This window comes from Pseudomonas sp. GCEP-101 (genome assembly GCF_025133575.1).
In the GTDB taxonomy this organism is placed as follows: domain Bacteria; phylum Pseudomonadota; class Gammaproteobacteria; order Pseudomonadales; family Pseudomonadaceae; genus Pseudomonas; species Pseudomonas nitroreducens_B.
This window is the reverse complement of the sequence record NZ_CP104011.1, coordinates 218,768-233,001: the sequence shown is the minus strand read 5'-3', so window position 1 is coordinate 233,001 and position 14,234 is coordinate 218,768. Positions and strand designations below refer to the sequence as shown.

Sequence of the window (14,234 nt, the reverse complement as noted above, 5' to 3'; positions counted from 1 at the left end):
GAGCTGATTGCATGAACCCTCTGACGAGTAACTATCCCGTGAACATCCCAGGCGATTCCGCTGTGATGGTGCTGCTGGTGGACGACCAGCCGATGATCGGCGAAGCCGTGCGCCGGGCGCTGGCGGACGATCCCAGCATCGATTTCCACTTCTGCGCCGACCCGCAGCAGGCCATTGCCCTGGCGATCCAGATCAAGCCCACGGTGATCCTCCAGGACCTGGTGATGCCCGGCGCCGATGGCCTCTCGCTGGTGCGCGAGTACCGCGCCAACCCGGCCACCCGCGACCTGCCGATCATCGTCCTGTCGACCAAGGAAGACCCGACGGTGAAGAGCGCGGCATTCGGCGCGGGGGCCAACGACTACCTGGTCAAGCTGCCCGATGCCATCGAACTCATCGCCCGGGTGCGCTACCACTCGCGCTCCTACCTCGCCCTGCAGCAGCGCGACGAGGCCTACCGCGCCCTGCGCGAGAGCCAGCAGCAGTTGCTGGAAACCAACCTGGTGCTGCAGCGGCTGATGAACTCCGACGGCCTGACCGGGCTGTCCAACCGCCGGCACTTCGACGAATACCTGGAAATGGAATGGCGCCGCTCGCTGCGCGAGCAGACCCAGCTTTCGATCCTGCTGATGGACGTGGACCACTTCAAGGCCTACAACGACACCTTCGGCCACGTGCAGGGCGACGAGGCGCTGCGCCAGGTGGCCGGGGCGATCCGCGCCAGCGCCAGTCGCCCCTCCGACCTGCCGGCGCGCTACGGCGGCGAAGAATTCGTCATGGTGTTGCCCAACACCTCCCCCGGTGGCGCGCGCCTGCTGGCGGAAAAGCTGCGGCGCCTGGTGCAGGACCTGAACATCCGCCACGAACTGCCCACCCCGGGCTCGCCGCTGACCATCAGCATCGGCGTGGCGACCCTGGTGCCCCAGGCCGGGCAGGCCTGTCGCCAGCTCATCGAACTGGCCGACCAGGCGCTCTACAACGCCAAGCACGGCGGCCGCAACCAGGTGGCCATCGCCGGCTGAACGGGCCGCCGGGCGCAGGCGGCGGGCGAGGGCGATCTGTCGTAAACCTTTTTAGGCTGACGACAGTTCACGTATACTTGTCGGCTTTTCTACGCCCTATACCCGTGAGAGATGCCCGCCATGGAAATCCAACCGATCCTCAACAGCATCAAGGACCTCTCCGACCGTACCCAGTCCATTCGGGGGTATCTTTGACTACGATCTGAAACATGATCGTCTGATCGAAGTAAACCGCGAGCTGGAAGACCCGGCGGTCTGGAACAAGCCCGAATACGCCCAGAACCTGGGCCGCGAGCGCGCCATGCTGGCGCAGATCGTCGAGACCCTCGACGAGCTCACCGGCGGTCTGGCCGACTCCCGCGACCTGCTCGACATGGCCGTCGAGGAAAATGACGAAGGCGCCGTCGGCGACGTCGAGGCCGAAGTCCAGCGCCTGCGCGAAATCCTCGAGAAGCTCGAGTTCCGCCGCATGTTCAGCGGCGAGATGGACCCCAACAACTGCTACCTGGACATCCAGGCCGGCTCCGGCGGCACCGAGGCCCAGGACTGGGCCAACATGCTGCTGCGCATGTACCTGCGCTGGGCGGACAAGAACGGCTTCAGCGCCGAGATCGTCGAACTCTCCGAAGGCGAAGTCGCCGGCATCAAGGGCGCCACCGTGCACATCAAGGGCGAATACGCCTTCGGCTGGCTGCGCACCGAGATCGGCGTGCACCGCCTGGTGCGCAAGAGCCCGTTCGACTCCGGCAACCGCCGCCACACCTCGTTCACCGCGGTGTTCGTGTCGCCGGAAATCGACGACAACATCGAAATCGAGATCAACCCGGCCGACCTGCGCATCGACACCTACCGCTCCTCCGGCGCGGGCGGTCAGCACGTGAACACCACCGACTCCGCGGTGCGTATCACCCACGTGCCGACCAACACCGTGGTGGCGTGCCAGAACGAACGCTCCCAGCACGCCAACAAGGACACCGCCATGAAGATGCTGCGGGCCCGGTTGTACGAGCAGGAGATGCAGAAGCGCAATGCCGCCTCGCAGGCGCTGGAAGACTCCAAGTCCGACATCGGCTGGGGCCACCAGATCCGTTCCTACGTGCTCGACCAGTCGCGCATCAAGGACCTGCGTACCGGCGTGGAACGCAGCGATTGCGACAAGGTGCTCGACGGCGACCTGAACGAGTACCTGGAAGCCAGCCTGAAACAGGGCCTCTGATCCACGACACCTTTGTAGGAGCGAGGGAGACGCCTCGTTTTTGCTCGCGAACCCGCTCAAGAGCTTCGCGAGCAAGCTCGCTCCTACCAGTAACCCTTTTGATCTACACGCCAGGCAGATAAACGACCATGAGCGACCAACAACTCGACCAGCACGAACTGCAACAGGAAGAAAACAAGCTGATCGCCCAGCGCAAGGAAAAGCTTGCCGCCGTGCGTGAAGCCAAGGCCATCGCCTTCCCCAACGACTTCCGCCGCGCCGACTACTTCGCGGACCTGCAGAAACAGTACGCCGACAAGACCAAGGAAGAGCTCGAAGCAGCCGCCATCCCGGTCAAGGTCGCCGGTCGCATCATGCTCAACCGCGGCTCCTTCATCGTCCTGCAGGACAGCAGCGGCCGTCTGCAGGCCTACGTGAACCGCAAGACCCTGCCCGAAGAGACCCTGGCCGAGATCAAGACCTGGGACCTGGGCGACATCATCGGCGCCGAAGGCACCCTGGCCCGTTCCGGCAAGGGCGACCTGTACGTCGAGATGACCAGCGTGCGCCTGCTGACCAAGTCGCTGCGCCCGCTGCCGGACAAGCACCACGGCCTGACCGACACCGAGCAGCGCTACCGCCAGCGCTACGTCGACCTGATCGTCAACGAGGAAACCCGCCACACCTTCCGCGTGCGTTCGCAGGTCATCGCCCACATCCGTCGCTTCCTCTCCGATCGCGGCTTCCTCGAAGTGGAAACCCCGATGCTGCAGACCATTCCCGGCGGCGCGGCGGCCAAGCCCTTCGAAACCCACCACAACGCGCTGGACATGGCCATGTTCCTGCGTATCGCCCCGGAGCTGTACCTCAAGCGCCTGGTGGTCGGTGGCTTCGAGAAGGTCTTCGAGATCAACCGCAACTTCCGTAACGAAGGCGTTTCGACCCGGCACAACCCCGAGTTCACCATGCTTGAGTTCTACCAGGCCTACGCCGACTACGAAGACAACATGGACCTGACCGAAGAGCTGTTCCGCGAGCTGGCCCAGGCCGTGCTCGGCAGCACCGACGTGCCCTACGGCGACAAGGTCTTCCACTTCGGCGAGCCGTTCGCCCGCCTGTCCGTGTTCGACGCCATCCTCAAGTACAACCCGGACATCACCGCGGCCGACCTGAACGACGTCGAGAAGGCCCGCGCCATCGCCAAGAAGGCCGGCGCCAAGGTTCTGGGCCACGAAGGCCTGGGCAAGCTGCAGGTGATGATTTTCGAAGAGCTGGTGGAGCACAAGCTGGAGCAGCCGCACTTCATCACCCAGTACCCGTTCGAAGTGTCGCCGCTGGCGCGCCGCAACGACAACGACCCGAGCGTCACCGACCGCTTCGAGCTGTTCATCGGTGGCCGCGAGATCGCCAACGCGTACTCCGAGCTCAACGACGCCGAAGACCAGGCCGAACGCTTCATGCTGCAGGTCAAGGAGAAGGACGCCGGTGACGACGAGGCGATGCACTACGACGCCGACTTCGTCAACGCGCTCGAATACGGCATGCCGCCCACCGCTGGCGAAGGCATCGGCATCGACCGCCTGGTGATGCTGCTGACCAACTCGCCGTCGATCCGCGACGTCATCCTCTTCCCGCACATGCGCCCGCAGGCGTAAGCGCAGGAACTGGCAGAGAAAGGCCGCCCTTCGGGGCGGCCTTTTTCGTTTCCGAACTACCGGGCGGCGCCGGCATCAACCTGTAGGAGCGCGCCATGCGCGCGATCGCGGGCATGGCCCGCTCCTACAAGTCGGTGGGAATCTGACGGTATACCATCCGACGAAATGTATCCCCGTCACCGTGGCTCGGCCGCGCTGTGGCACGTCTCACTCCCAGGCCTGATTCCCAGCCGCCTGCTCTGCCTCGCGGCCCGCTCCCTGCGCCGGTGTCGCAGCCATGCAGCGGCAATTGTTTTCCCACAAAAAAGCTCGAACAATGCGCCATCAGGCCGCGCCGCCGGAGGTAATGCCAGTGACCCACGTGTCCCCGCGAGACAGTGCAGCGCAAGTCGCCAGCGCCATCGCAGAAAGTGTCAAATACCAGGGCCGCAAGGCCAGCCGCCAGGGCAGCGAGCAGCGCCGCCAGGCGATCCTCGACGCCGCCCTGCGGATCATCGTGCGCGATGGCGTCCGCGCCGTGCGCCACCGCGCCGTGGCCGCCGAGGCCGGGGTGCCGCTGTCGGCCACCACCTACTACTTCAAGGACATCCAGGACCTCATCACCGACACCTTCGCGCTCTTCGTGGAACGCAGCGCCGAGGCCCTGTCGACCTTCTGGGCCAGCGTCGAAGGCGACCTGCAGGCCATGGCCGCCGGTCTCGCCCAGGACGATCCGCACGCGCGCCGCGAGCTGACCGCCAATATCGTCGAGCTGGCGATCCAGTATGTCGTCGTCCAGCTCAACGAGCGCCGCGAGCATCTGCTCGCCGAGCAGGCCTTCCGCCAGGAAGCGCTGCTCAATCCCAGCCTCAACGACCTGGCGCAGCGCCACCGGCAGATTCTCTCCCTGGGCGTGGTGCATTTCTTCGAAGTGCTCGGTTCAAAGCAGCCCGAGCAGGATGCCCGGGTGTTGACGGCCATCATCCTGCAGATGGAGTATCAGGGCCTGCTGGATGGGACCGACCACCTGCAGATCGAGGAAATGCGTGCCATCCTTAGCCGCTACCTCGACCTGGTGATGGGCCTGTAGCCCCAGCTGCTGCATTCCAACCCCGCCATCCGGCGGGGTTTTCGTGTCGGAACTCCGGAGGGCGTGGCGCATCGCATGCACAGGCATCCGGACCTAAGGAGGGCGTGATGAAAGTCTGGCGTGCACTGCTGCTGTTGAGCATCTGCCTGCTCAGTGGCTGCCTGGTGACGTTCAAGGACCCGATTCCGGCCAACGAGCCCGCGCCGGCTCACCTGCTGGGCCAGTGGTCGCGTGTGGACGAGTACGGCGAGGAGCAGTTCCTCGAGGTCACCCGCTCCGGCTCCAACCTCTACCGCGCCGTCAGCTACGTCGACAGCAAGGACAACACCGACAGCGTCGAGGACTTCGGCTTCACCGTCGCCCACCACGGCCAGCGCTGGTACCTGTCCGCCGGCCTGCCGAAAAGCATGGGCGGCAACTTCGCCCTGGCCGGCTTCGAGATCACCGACAAGGACGAACTGGTGATTTATAACCTGGATGTCGAGCACATCCTGCAGGACATGAAGGATGGCGCGCTCCAGGGCGAGAAAGTCGACACCGAGCAGGGCGCCGGCGCCCTGGTGAGCAGTCCGCTGCCGGAGGTGATCCGCTACCTCAACGATCCTGCCAACTCCGACGTGTTCGTCGAGGCGCTGCGCTTTTCGCGCGTGACCCCGGGAGAAAAGCCATGACCCCACGGCGCAAGAAGTCCACGCCCAACGAATACCAGCAGATCATCCGCGGCCTGTCCGACCGCATCGTCGAGGCGCAGACGCCGATCCGCGTGCTCGACGCCATCAAGTGGGACGACGGCATCCGCGACGACTTCCTCAAGGGCCGTGGCAAGCACGCGCCCAAGGTCGACCGTGCCTACTACGACGGCCGCCCGCTGTCCTTCGACAGCAGCGCGAAGAAGCAGGAATTCCAGAACATCGAGCGCGACATCACCCGCCACCTGGGGCAGTTCAACCCGGTCGGGCAGATCATGCGGCGCATGTGCAAGGAATATCGCATGGTCATCCGCATGCTCGAAGCACGCGGCACCCAGGACTTCGGCCTGATCTCCCAGGAGCTCTACGGTTCGGCCTCCGACGCCTTCCATGCCGGCGACCCGACCTTGGCCGACCTGGGCCTGATGCTCTCGGATTACCTGAACAACATCGCCGACCGCGGCGACCTCAAGGACGAACCCAAGACGCTCACCGCCAGCGATGCGGTGAAGATGCTGCAGGAGCGGCTGAACCAGGTGTTCGACGGCAAGGAAGACACCATCCGCGTCTTCGAGTCCGACGGCATCGTCGCTGACGCCGCCGCTGGCGCCGACTACATCAAGGTGCGCGCCGACGCCATGTTCAACGAGCGCGACGTGCGCGCGCTGGAGGTTCACGAGGGCCTGGTGCACGTCGGCACCACGCTCAACGGCCTCAACCAGCCGATCTGCACCTTCCTGGCCAAGGGCCCGCCGTCCTCCACCGTGACCCAGGAAGGCCTGGCGATCCTGATGGAAGTGATCGCCTTCGCCTCCTACCCCACGCGCCTGCGCAAACTGACCAACCGCACCCGCGCCATCCACATGGCCGAAGAGGGCGCGGATTTTCTCGAGGTGTTCCACTTCTACCGCGAGCAGGGCTACAGCGTGGAAAGCAGCTACCAGAACTCCAGCCGCGTGTTCCGTGGCTCGACGCCGGCCGGCCTGCCGTTCACCAAGGACCTGTCGTACCTGAAGGGCTTCATCCTGATCTACAACTACATCCAGCTCGCCGTGCGCAAGGGCAAGCTGGAGCAGATCCCGCTGCTGTTCTGCGGCAAGGCCACCCTGGAGGACATGCGTACCCTGCGCCAACTGGTGGACGAAGGCCTGGTGGTGCCGCCCAAGTACCTGCCGCCGCAGTTCCGCGACCTCAACGCGCTGTCGGCGTGGATGTGCTTCTCCAACTTCCTCAATCACTTGAGCCTCGACCGCATCGAGGCGGATTACGCCAATATCCTCTGATCATGCCCTGTCCGGCTCTTCGTAGGAGCGAGCTTGCTCGCGAACCCGCCCAACCCCGGCGCTGCCGGCACGTGGTTCGCGAGCAAGCTCGCTCCTACAAGGTGGTTACCTTCAAGGACGACCTCATGCTGAATCGTTGTTTCAAGGCCGCTGCCCTCACGCTGCTCTTCACGCTCGGCGGCTGCAGCTCCCTGCTGTTCTACCCCAGCGACGACGTCGCCATTACCCCGGCCCGGGCCAAGCTGGACTACCGCGACGTCACCCTGACCACCGCCGACGGTGTGAAGCTCGCCGGCTGGTGGCTGCCGGCCAAGGCGGGGGTGCCGGTCAAGGGCACCGTGCTGCACCTGCACGGCAACGGCGGCAACATGGCCTGGCACCTGGGCGGCGCCTACTGGCTGCCGGAGCAGGGCTACCAGGTGCTGATGCTGGATTACCGCGGCTACGGGCATTCCGCAGGCTCGCCGAGCCTGCCGGCGATCTACCAGGACATCGACGCCGCCTTCGCCTGGCTGGACAAGGCGCCCGAGGTGCAGGGCAAGCCGGTGATCCTGCTTGGCCAGAGCCTGGGCGGCGCCCTGGCCGTGCACTACCTGGGCGAGCACCCGCAGCGGCAGCAGCAACTGCACGCGGTGGTACTCGACGGCGTGCCGGCCAGCTACCGCGATGTCGGCCAGTACACCCTGTCCACCAGTTGGCTGACCTGGCCGCTACAGGTGCCGCTGTCCTGGCTGGTGCCCGATGGCGATAGCGCCATTCGCTCGATGCCGCGACTTTCTGGCGCACCCGTGCTGTTCTTCCACAGCATCGACGATACCATTGTGCCCCTGGACAACGGCCTCTCCCTCTACAAGGCCGCGCCGCCGCCCAAGGTTTTCCAGCTGACCCGTGGCAACCACGTGGAAACCTTCGGCGAAGCGGTGTGGCGCGAGGTGATGCTGCGCTTCCTCGACGACCCGCAGCACTTCACCGGCCTGCGCCGCTTGGCCGAAGTCCCGAACTCTGCTGCACCGGCGACCTCCCAGGAACAGCCGGCGGAATCCTCCAACCAAGGCAAGCCATGAACAACCCGATCTCCTACATCCTTACCGTCATCGCCACCATCTTCGTCTCGGTCGGCACGCTCTGGTACTACGGCTACCTGCACTTCGCCAAGCCCGAGGACGCGCTGGAGCTGAGCCAGTTCACCATGCTCAAGAGCATCCCCGGCCAGGACACCAAGCTCGCCCTGGACCCGGCCGACCAGCAGGCGCAGTGCATCGACGGCGTACTGGTGATGTTCGACATGACCCAGAAGGGCCTGACCGGCGTGCTGGTCGACAGCCGCAAGCGCGCCGTGCGCTGCCTGGGCGAGGAAACCCCGCAAGAGGTCAAGTGACGGCGAGCCCGCCGTCGCGGCCAAGGGAGCCAGCGTCATGAGCCACCCCGATATCCGCGTCTGGCAGGGCGACATCACCCGTCTCGACGTCGATGCCATCGTCAACGCCGCCAACAGCTCGCTGCTGGGCGGCGGTGGCGTCGACGGCGCCATCCACCGGGCCGCCGGCCCGGACCTGGTCTACGCCTGCCGTCCGCTGGGCGGCTGCAAGACCGGTGAGGCGAAGATCACTCCCGGCTTCCGCCTGCCGGCGCGCTTCGTCATCCACACCGTCGGGCCGGTCTGGCGTGGTGGTGAACACGGCGAGCCGCAGCTGCTCGCCCAGTGCTACCGCAGCAGCCTGCAGCTGGCCGAGGACCACCACCTCGCCAGCATCGCCTTTCCCGCCATCAGTACCGGCATCTACGGCTACCCCGCCGAACTGGCCGCGCAGGTCGCCGTGGACGCGCTGCGCCGTCCGCGCGGGGAGGGGAGTTCGTTGCGGGAAGTGGTGCTGGTGCCGTTCTCGGCGGAGATGGCGGCGCTCTATCGGCGCCTGCTGGGCTGACCCAGCCCCGACCTGTAGAAGCGAGCTTGCTCGCGAACGCGGCGTCGTGCAGAGACTTCACCCTGGCCTTCTCTCCAGAGGCGACGGGGGCGTTTCGGCGCATAAGGATGAGGCAACGTCAGGCGGGACGACTTGCCCACGCTCAGGGGAGAGGATCGAGGCGGCCCGCATAGGTTCGCGAGCAAGCTCGCTCCTACAAGGGGCGTGATGTCCCCCGATTCTCGATTGGCCGCACCGGGTGCGGGGATCGCGGGCATGGCCCGCTCCTACAGGAGGCGCCACCGTAGGAGCGGACTCCGTCCGCGATGGGCCCAGCCTCACGCCAGACGCATCGCGGATGAATCCGCTCCTACAGTGAGTCAGCCGTCCTGCCGGATCAGTAAGCGCTGCTCACCGATGAGCGCGGCTGTACCGGGTTGGCGTCGTTGGAGATGGTCACCTCGACGCGGCGGTTCATGGCGCGGCCGGCCGGCGTGGCGTTGCTCGATACCGGGTACTCCTTGCCGTAGCCGCGGGTGGTCACGCGGTCCGGGCTCACGCCCTGGCTGAGCAGGGCCATGCGCACGGCGTCGGCGCGGCGTTCGGACAGGCTCTGGTTGTACGACGCCGAGCCGCTGCTGTCGGTGTAACCCTCGACGATGACCTTGCGCTCCGGGTTCTGCTGCAGGAACCCGGCGAGGTTCTGCACATTGCCCATGGCGCCAGGCTTGAGTTCGGCGCGGTCCAGGTCGAACAGCACATCACCGAAGGACACCATGGTCCCGCGGGAGGTCTGCTTGGCGTTCAGCTCGCCCTTGAGCTTGTTCAGCTGCGCGGTACGGGCGTCGAGACGGGCCTGGGCGCGCTGGGCCGAGGTGTTCTTGAGCTGGTCCTCGGCGTCGCGCAGGGCCACGGTCTGGTTGGCCAGTTCGATGCGCTGCTGGGTCAGGTAGGCGAGCTGGTCCACATCCTTCTGGTCGGCGCCGTCGCGGTAGGCCTTGTCGGCCTTGGCCAGCCAGTCGCCGGCGTCCTTGGTTTCCAGCGCGGCCTGCTGGGTGGCCTGGGGCTGGGCCTGCAAGGCCTGGAAGTCGCTGCGGGCTTTTTCCAGGTTGGCATTGGGGGGCGTCGAGCAGGCGGCCAGGGCCAGGGCGAGGGTGGAAACAGCGGGCAGTACGATGAACTTTCTCATGTCGAAATTCCTTATTTGACCGGGCGTTGGGGCGGGATCACTGGGCCTGCTGCAGGCCTTCCTGACGCAACTCCATCACGCCCTGCTGGGCGTCCTTCACCGCGTTCTGGGCCTTCACGGCCTGGGATTTGCGTTCGGCCACACGGGCGTCCCACTCGGCCTGCTGGGCCAGCTTGCGGGCCTGGTCGTATTCCTTGTCGTTCAGGGCGATGCGCGCCTGGGCGAGCTTGTCCTGGGCGTTCTTGGTTTCCACCGGTGCGTATTCGGGGCCGCCATTGCTGACGGCGGCGTTCACCGCCGATTCGGTGACGGCCATCTGCTCGCTGGGTGGGTTACCGGCGCAGCCGGCCAGCAGCGCGGCGCTGCCCAGGGCCAGCAGCCCCAGTCGCCAGTGGCGCAGCGAGGCGCGGGTGGGATGAGCGGGGACGGTTCGAGCGCTCTGAGATTTCAGTTCCATTGGGTGAATCCTCTGACAATTGATTAGGGTTCCCTCGGCGTTTCGAGTGCCGGCGGATGCGGGCCGCTCTCCGGCGCGGTTCTGCGCCATCGATAGCGGGCATCTGTTTAGGGGACTAAGGGTTTTGCCAGGGGGTTCAAAAAAAATGCCCGCCGTGATGGCGGGCATTTTCAGGCAGCGGCGTCGATCATCCGCGATGGCGCAGCAATCGCAAGCCGTTGAACACCACCAGCAGGCTGGCGCCCATGTCGGCGAAAACCGCCATCCACAGGGTGCCTTCGCCGGCCAGGGTGAGGGCGAGGAACACGGCCTTGATGCCCAGCGCCAGGGTGATGTTCTGGATCAGTACGCGGTGGGTCTGGCGCGACAGGCGAATGAACGAGGGCAGCTTGCGCAGGTCGTCGTCCATCAACGCCACGCCGGCGGTTTCGATGGCCGTGTCGGTGCCCGCCGCGCCCATGGCGAAGCCGATGTCGGCGCGGGCCAGGGCAGGGGCGTCGTTGATCCCGTCACCGACCATGCCGACACGTTTGCCGCCGGCCTGGCGCTGCTTCACCTCGCGCAGCTTGTCCTCGGGGAGCAGATTGCCCAGGGCCACATCGATGCCGACCTCGGCGCCGATGGTCGTGGCGGTGTGCGGGTTGTCGCCGGTCAGCATCAGGGTCTTCACGCCCAGCGCGTGCAACTGCGAGACGGCTTCGCGGCTGGTCTGCTTGACCCCGTCGGCCACGGCGAACAGCGCCAGCGGACCGTCGTCATCGAGCAGCACGATGACCGTCCTGCCCTGCTGCTCGAGGGCGTCGAGGCGCGCCTCCAGCTCCTTTGAGCACAACCCCAGTTCCTCGACCAGGCGATGATTGCCCAGGTGGTAGGTGCGGCCGTCGATCTCGCCTTTCACGCCGCGGCCGGGCAGGGCGGTCAGCTCGCCGACGCGGTACAGCGCGATGTTGTCCGCCTCGGCGGCCACGGCCACGGCGTGGGAGACGGGGTGATCCGAGCGTGCGGCCAGGCTGGCGGCCAGGGCGCGCACGTCGCCGGCGGCGGTGTCCCGCAGGGGGGCGAAGTCGGTCTGGCGCGGGCGGCCTTCGGTGAGGGTGCCGGTCTTGTCCAGGGCGATCCATTGCAGGGAGCGGCCCATCTCCAGGAACACCCCGCCCTTGATCAGGATGCCCAGGCGCGCGGCGGCCGACAGGCCGCTGACGATGGTCACCGGCGTGGAGATCACCAGGGCGCAGGGGCAGGCGATCACCAGCAGCACCAGGGCGCGGTAGACCCAGTCCAGCCAGGCGCCGCCGAAGAACAGCGGCGGCAGCAGCGCGGTGGCGACGGCGATGAGGAACACCGCCGGGGTATAGATGCGCGAGAACTGGTCGACGAAGCGCTGGGTGGGCGCGCGCGACCCCTGGGCCTCTTCCACGGCGTGGATGATGCGCGCCAGGGTGCTGTCGTCGGCCACGCGGGTGACGCGGTATTCCAGCGCACTCTCGCCGTTGATGGTGCCGGCGAACAGGCTGTCGCCGACCTGCTTGTCCACCGGCAGGCTTTCGCCGGTGATGGGCGCCTGGTTGACGCTGGAGCGCCCGTCGAGCACCTCGCCATCCAGCGCGATGCGCTCGCCGGGGCGCACCCGCACCCGCGCGCCGAGAGCGACGGCCTTGGCGGAGACCTCCTGCCACTGCCCGTCCACCTGCACCGTGGCCTGTTCCGGCGCGAGTTGCAGCAGGCCGCGAATGGCGTTGCGCGCGCGGTCCAGTGACTTCGCCTCGATCAGCTCGGCGATGGCGAACAGCACCGCGACCATGGCGGCTTCCGGCCACTGGCCGATCAGCAGCGCGCCGGTCACGGCGATGCTCATCAGGGCGTTGATGTTGAGGTTGCGGTTCTTCAGGGCGATCCAGCCCTTGCGGTAGGTCGGCAGGCCGGCGCCGAGGATCGCGGCGATGGCCAGGGCCGCCACCAGCCAGTGCGGGCCGATGGCGAACCACTCGAAGGCTTCCGCAGCGGCTGCGGCGACGCCGGCCAGCGCCAGCGGCCACCAGGGCTTGTGCGGGGCCGGCTGGGCGGAAACGGGGGCGTTTTCGTCCACCGGCTCGGCCTGCATGCCCAGGGAGGCCACCAGCTTCTGCAGCGGCTCGACGCTGTCGAAACGGTGCTGCACGCGCAGCAGGCGCTGCATCAGGTTGAAGTCCAGGTCCTCCACGGCGGACACGCGGCCGAGCGCATCGCGCAGCAGGCGCTCCTCGGTGGGGCAATCCATGGCGTCGATGCGCAGGCTGGTCCAGCGCAGCTCGCCGCTGGCAGCACCGGCGGCGGCTGTCGCCGCCTCTTGCGCCCGAGCGCCATGATCCTCGTGATCGTGATCGTGATCGTGATCGTGATCGTGGCGGTGATCATGGGGATGCGCGGCAGGTTCGGCGCTGGGCGCGCGCAGCAGCGCGCCCTTGTCGCCGCCGCAGCAGCCGGTGGCGGCATCATGTTCACGGTCCTGTACAGGGCCGTGGATGGTCGGCCCCTGGCGGTTGGCAGTCATGTCGTCCGTTCCTGTTTGACGAGTTGCTGCCGATTGCACACCCTGTAGCAACTACAGAGTCAAGCGTCCATTGCGAGGAGTCGCACATGAAGATTGGTGAACTGGCAAAACAGACCGGCTGCCCGGTGGAAACCATCCGCTATTACGAGCGTGAAGGCCTGCTGCCGGCGCCGTCGCGCAGCGAGGGCAACTACCGGCAGTACGACGCCAGCCATGTCGAGCGACTGTCGTTCATCCGCCATTGCCGCTCGCTGGACATGACCCAGGAGGAAATCCGCATCCTCCTCGGCCTGCGCGACCGCCCCGAATCCGACTGCGGCACCGCCAACCGGCTGATCGACGAACACCTGCACCATGTCGAGGTGCGCATCGCCGAGTTGCAGTCCCTCAGCCAGCAACTGCGCGACCTGCGTGCGCGCTGCCAGGGGCAGGGCAGCAGCGAGGATTGCGGCATCCTGCGCGAGCTGGAACAGCCGGCGGAGCCATCGGTGATTCCGGAAGCCTGCGCGGGGGCGGGGCACCTGCACGTGCCGGGGGTGCATGGTCGGCATTGAGCGCGTTCGCGCGTTCAACCCTGCGCAGGGCGAAATCCATGGTGGCTCTTCGTAGGGGCGAGCTTGCTCGCGAACCCGCCCAGCGCCGGAGCTGCCGGCAAGCTGTTCGCGAGCAAGCTCGCTCCTACACTAAAACGAAGCGCCCCGGCATTTCGTTCAGGAATGCTCCGCCTCCGTCAGCTCCTGCAGGTACTTGCGCGACAGCGCCAGGAAGCGCGGCGTCGGGCCGGTGTCCTCGTAGATCGGGTCGCCCTGTTCGTCCTGCGCCACCACCTTGCTGCCCTGCACATATGGGAAGCTCGCCTCCAGCTCCTCCAGTGCCGCGCTGACCAGTTCGCCCAGCAGCTCCTCGACGCTGCGCTTGGGGTACAGGTCGTGCAGCGCGGCCAGGCGCGCGGCGGTCTCGACGTCCAGCGGAATGCTGTACTGATGGTGGGTCATGCGCCCCCTGGCGTTCTTTTCCCAATGGCGTACCAGCTCGCGGATTTTCATGTTCACCTCTAGGGTCGTTACGTGGCGGTCGGCCCTCGTGAGGCCGCCGCAGGTTTTCCCGTCGATGGGGATAACTTTCAGCCTAGACGTTGTCCGAGCAGGACTGCGGGCGTTCGTCGAGCGCTTGCCTGCCGGCGCGGTCGGCGGCACTGTGAAAGCAAGCGACGCCTTTTTCTCAGCCAAGGGCTCTCTCTC

14 protein-coding genes are annotated in these 14,234 nt (G+C 66.5%); 10 read left to right on the top strand and 4 right to left on the bottom strand.

The features are described from left to right. Nucleotides 1–11 precede the first annotated feature (11 nt). The 9 genes from N0B71_RS01060 to N0B71_RS01020 all read left to right on the top strand — a co-directional run bounded on the left by N0B71_RS01060 (nucleotide 12) and on the right by N0B71_RS01020 (nucleotide 8,838). A complete protein-coding gene (locus N0B71_RS01060) occupies nucleotides 12–1,022 on the top strand; it encodes a response regulator (protein WP_259756675.1) in 1,011 nt (336 codons plus the stop codon). Between the two features lie 120 nt (nucleotides 1,023–1,142). Continuing rightward, nucleotides 1,143–2,238 (top strand): peptide chain release factor 2 gene (prfB, locus tag N0B71_RS01055; protein WP_259756674.1). Its coding sequence is split into 2 segments (ribosomal slippage): nucleotides 1,143–1,214 and nucleotides 1,216–2,238, totalling 1,095 coding nucleotides; the frame shifts between segments, so codons are not numbered across the junction. A gap of 128 nt (nucleotides 2,239–2,366) precedes the next feature. Then, complete coding sequence (gene lysS / locus N0B71_RS01050; RefSeq protein WP_259756672.1) at nucleotides 2,367–3,872, top strand: lysine--tRNA ligase; 1,506 nt, start codon at nucleotides 2,367–2,369, stop codon at nucleotides 3,870–3,872. Between the two features lie 352 nt (nucleotides 3,873–4,224). Continuing rightward, a complete protein-coding gene (locus N0B71_RS01045) occupies nucleotides 4,225–4,941 on the top strand; it encodes a TetR/AcrR family transcriptional regulator (RefSeq protein ID WP_259756671.1) in 717 nt (238 codons plus the stop codon). A gap of 107 nt (nucleotides 4,942–5,048) precedes the next feature. After that, entirely contained in the window at nucleotides 5,049–5,612 is a 564-nt protein-coding gene (locus tag N0B71_RS01040; RefSeq protein ID WP_259756670.1) for a hypothetical protein, read from the top strand. After that, nucleotides 5,609–6,913 (top strand): flavohemoglobin expression-modulating QEGLA motif protein, encoded by a 1,305-nt coding sequence (locus N0B71_RS01035; protein ID WP_259756668.1) that lies wholly within the window; start codon nucleotides 5,609–5,611, stop codon nucleotides 6,911–6,913. Before N0B71_RS01040 ends, N0B71_RS01035 begins: the two co-directional genes overlap by 4 nt. A 125-nt stretch (nucleotides 6,914–7,038) precedes the next feature. Continuing rightward, nucleotides 7,039–7,977 carry an alpha/beta hydrolase gene (locus N0B71_RS01030; RefSeq protein WP_259756667.1) on the top strand — a complete coding sequence of 313 codons (939 nt, stop codon included), beginning with the start codon at nucleotides 7,039–7,041 and terminating at the stop codon, nucleotides 7,975–7,977. Further along, a complete protein-coding gene (locus tag N0B71_RS01025; RefSeq protein ID WP_259756666.1) occupies nucleotides 7,974–8,291 on the top strand; it encodes a hypothetical protein in 318 nt (105 codons plus the stop codon). Before N0B71_RS01030 ends, N0B71_RS01025 begins: the two co-directional genes overlap by 4 nt. A gap of 37 nt (nucleotides 8,292–8,328) precedes the next feature. After that, complete coding sequence (locus tag N0B71_RS01020; protein ID WP_259756665.1) at nucleotides 8,329–8,838, top strand: O-acetyl-ADP-ribose deacetylase; 510 nt, start codon at nucleotides 8,329–8,331, stop codon at nucleotides 8,836–8,838. Between the two features lie 376 nt (nucleotides 8,839–9,214). Here the strand turns inward: N0B71_RS01020 and N0B71_RS01015 are convergent, their stop codons facing one another. The 3 genes from N0B71_RS01015 to N0B71_RS01005 form a co-directional block, all read right to left on the bottom strand. Then, nucleotides 9,215–10,006 carry an OmpA family protein gene (locus tag N0B71_RS01015; protein ID WP_259756663.1) on the bottom strand — a complete coding sequence of 264 codons (792 nt, stop codon included), beginning with the start codon at nucleotides 10,004–10,006 and terminating at the stop codon, nucleotides 9,215–9,217. Between the two features lie 37 nt (nucleotides 10,007–10,043). Next, complete coding sequence (locus N0B71_RS01010; RefSeq protein WP_259756662.1) at nucleotides 10,044–10,463, bottom strand: DUF4398 domain-containing protein; 420 nt, start codon at nucleotides 10,461–10,463, stop codon at nucleotides 10,044–10,046. 187 nt (nucleotides 10,464–10,650) lie between these two features. Continuing rightward, nucleotides 10,651–12,993: a heavy metal translocating P-type ATPase gene (locus tag N0B71_RS01005; protein ID WP_259756661.1), complete on the bottom strand. Its 2,343-nt coding sequence runs from the start codon at nucleotides 12,991–12,993 to the stop codon at nucleotides 10,651–10,653. An 86-nt stretch (nucleotides 12,994–13,079) separates the two neighbouring features. On the opposite strand from N0B71_RS01005, the gene cadR reads away from it, so the two are divergent. Next, entirely contained in the window at nucleotides 13,080–13,547 is a 468-nt protein-coding gene (gene cadR, locus N0B71_RS01000) for a Cd(II)/Pb(II)-responsive transcriptional regulator (protein WP_259756660.1), read from the top strand. A 156-nt stretch (nucleotides 13,548–13,703) separates the two neighbouring features. On the opposite strand, the gene N0B71_RS00995 is transcribed toward cadR, so the two are convergent. After that, nucleotides 13,704–14,039: a pilin assembly protein gene (locus tag N0B71_RS00995; protein WP_259756658.1), complete on the bottom strand. Its 336-nt coding sequence runs from the start codon at nucleotides 14,037–14,039 to the stop codon at nucleotides 13,704–13,706. Nucleotides 14,040–14,234 lie beyond the last annotated feature (195 nt).

Excerpts from the sequence above, each read along its gene's own strand:
- N0B71_RS01060 (WP_259756675.1), top strand. The coding sequence starts at position 12 with ATGAACCCTCTGACGAGTAACTATCCCGTGAACATCCCAGGCGATTCC.
- N0B71_RS01005 (WP_259756661.1), bottom strand. The coding sequence starts at position 12,993 with ATGACTGCCAACCGCCAGGGGCCGACCATCCACGGCCCTGTACAGGAC.
- N0B71_RS01040 (WP_259756670.1), top strand. The coding sequence starts at position 5,049 with ATGAAAGTCTGGCGTGCACTGCTGCTGTTGAGCATCTGCCTGCTCAGT.
- N0B71_RS00995 (WP_259756658.1), bottom strand. The coding sequence starts at position 14,039 with ATGAAAATCCGCGAGCTGGTACGCCATTGGGAAAAGAACGCCAGGGGG.
- N0B71_RS01015 (WP_259756663.1), bottom strand. The coding sequence starts at position 10,006 with ATGAGAAAGTTCATCGTACTGCCCGCTGTTTCCACCCTCGCCCTGGCC.
- cadR (WP_259756660.1), top strand. The coding sequence starts at position 13,080 with ATGAAGATTGGTGAACTGGCAAAACAGACCGGCTGCCCGGTGGAAACC.
- N0B71_RS01010 (WP_259756662.1), bottom strand. The coding sequence starts at position 10,463 with ATGGAACTGAAATCTCAGAGCGCTCGAACCGTCCCCGCTCATCCCACC.
- N0B71_RS01030 (WP_259756667.1), top strand. The coding sequence starts at position 7,039 with ATGCTGAATCGTTGTTTCAAGGCCGCTGCCCTCACGCTGCTCTTCACG.
- N0B71_RS01035 (WP_259756668.1), top strand. The coding sequence starts at position 5,609 with ATGACCCCACGGCGCAAGAAGTCCACGCCCAACGAATACCAGCAGATC.
- N0B71_RS01020 (WP_259756665.1), top strand. The coding sequence starts at position 8,329 with ATGAGCCACCCCGATATCCGCGTCTGGCAGGGCGACATCACCCGTCTC.
- N0B71_RS01025 (WP_259756666.1), top strand. The coding sequence starts at position 7,974 with ATGAACAACCCGATCTCCTACATCCTTACCGTCATCGCCACCATCTTC.
- lysS (WP_259756672.1), top strand. The coding sequence starts at position 2,367 with ATGAGCGACCAACAACTCGACCAGCACGAACTGCAACAGGAAGAAAAC.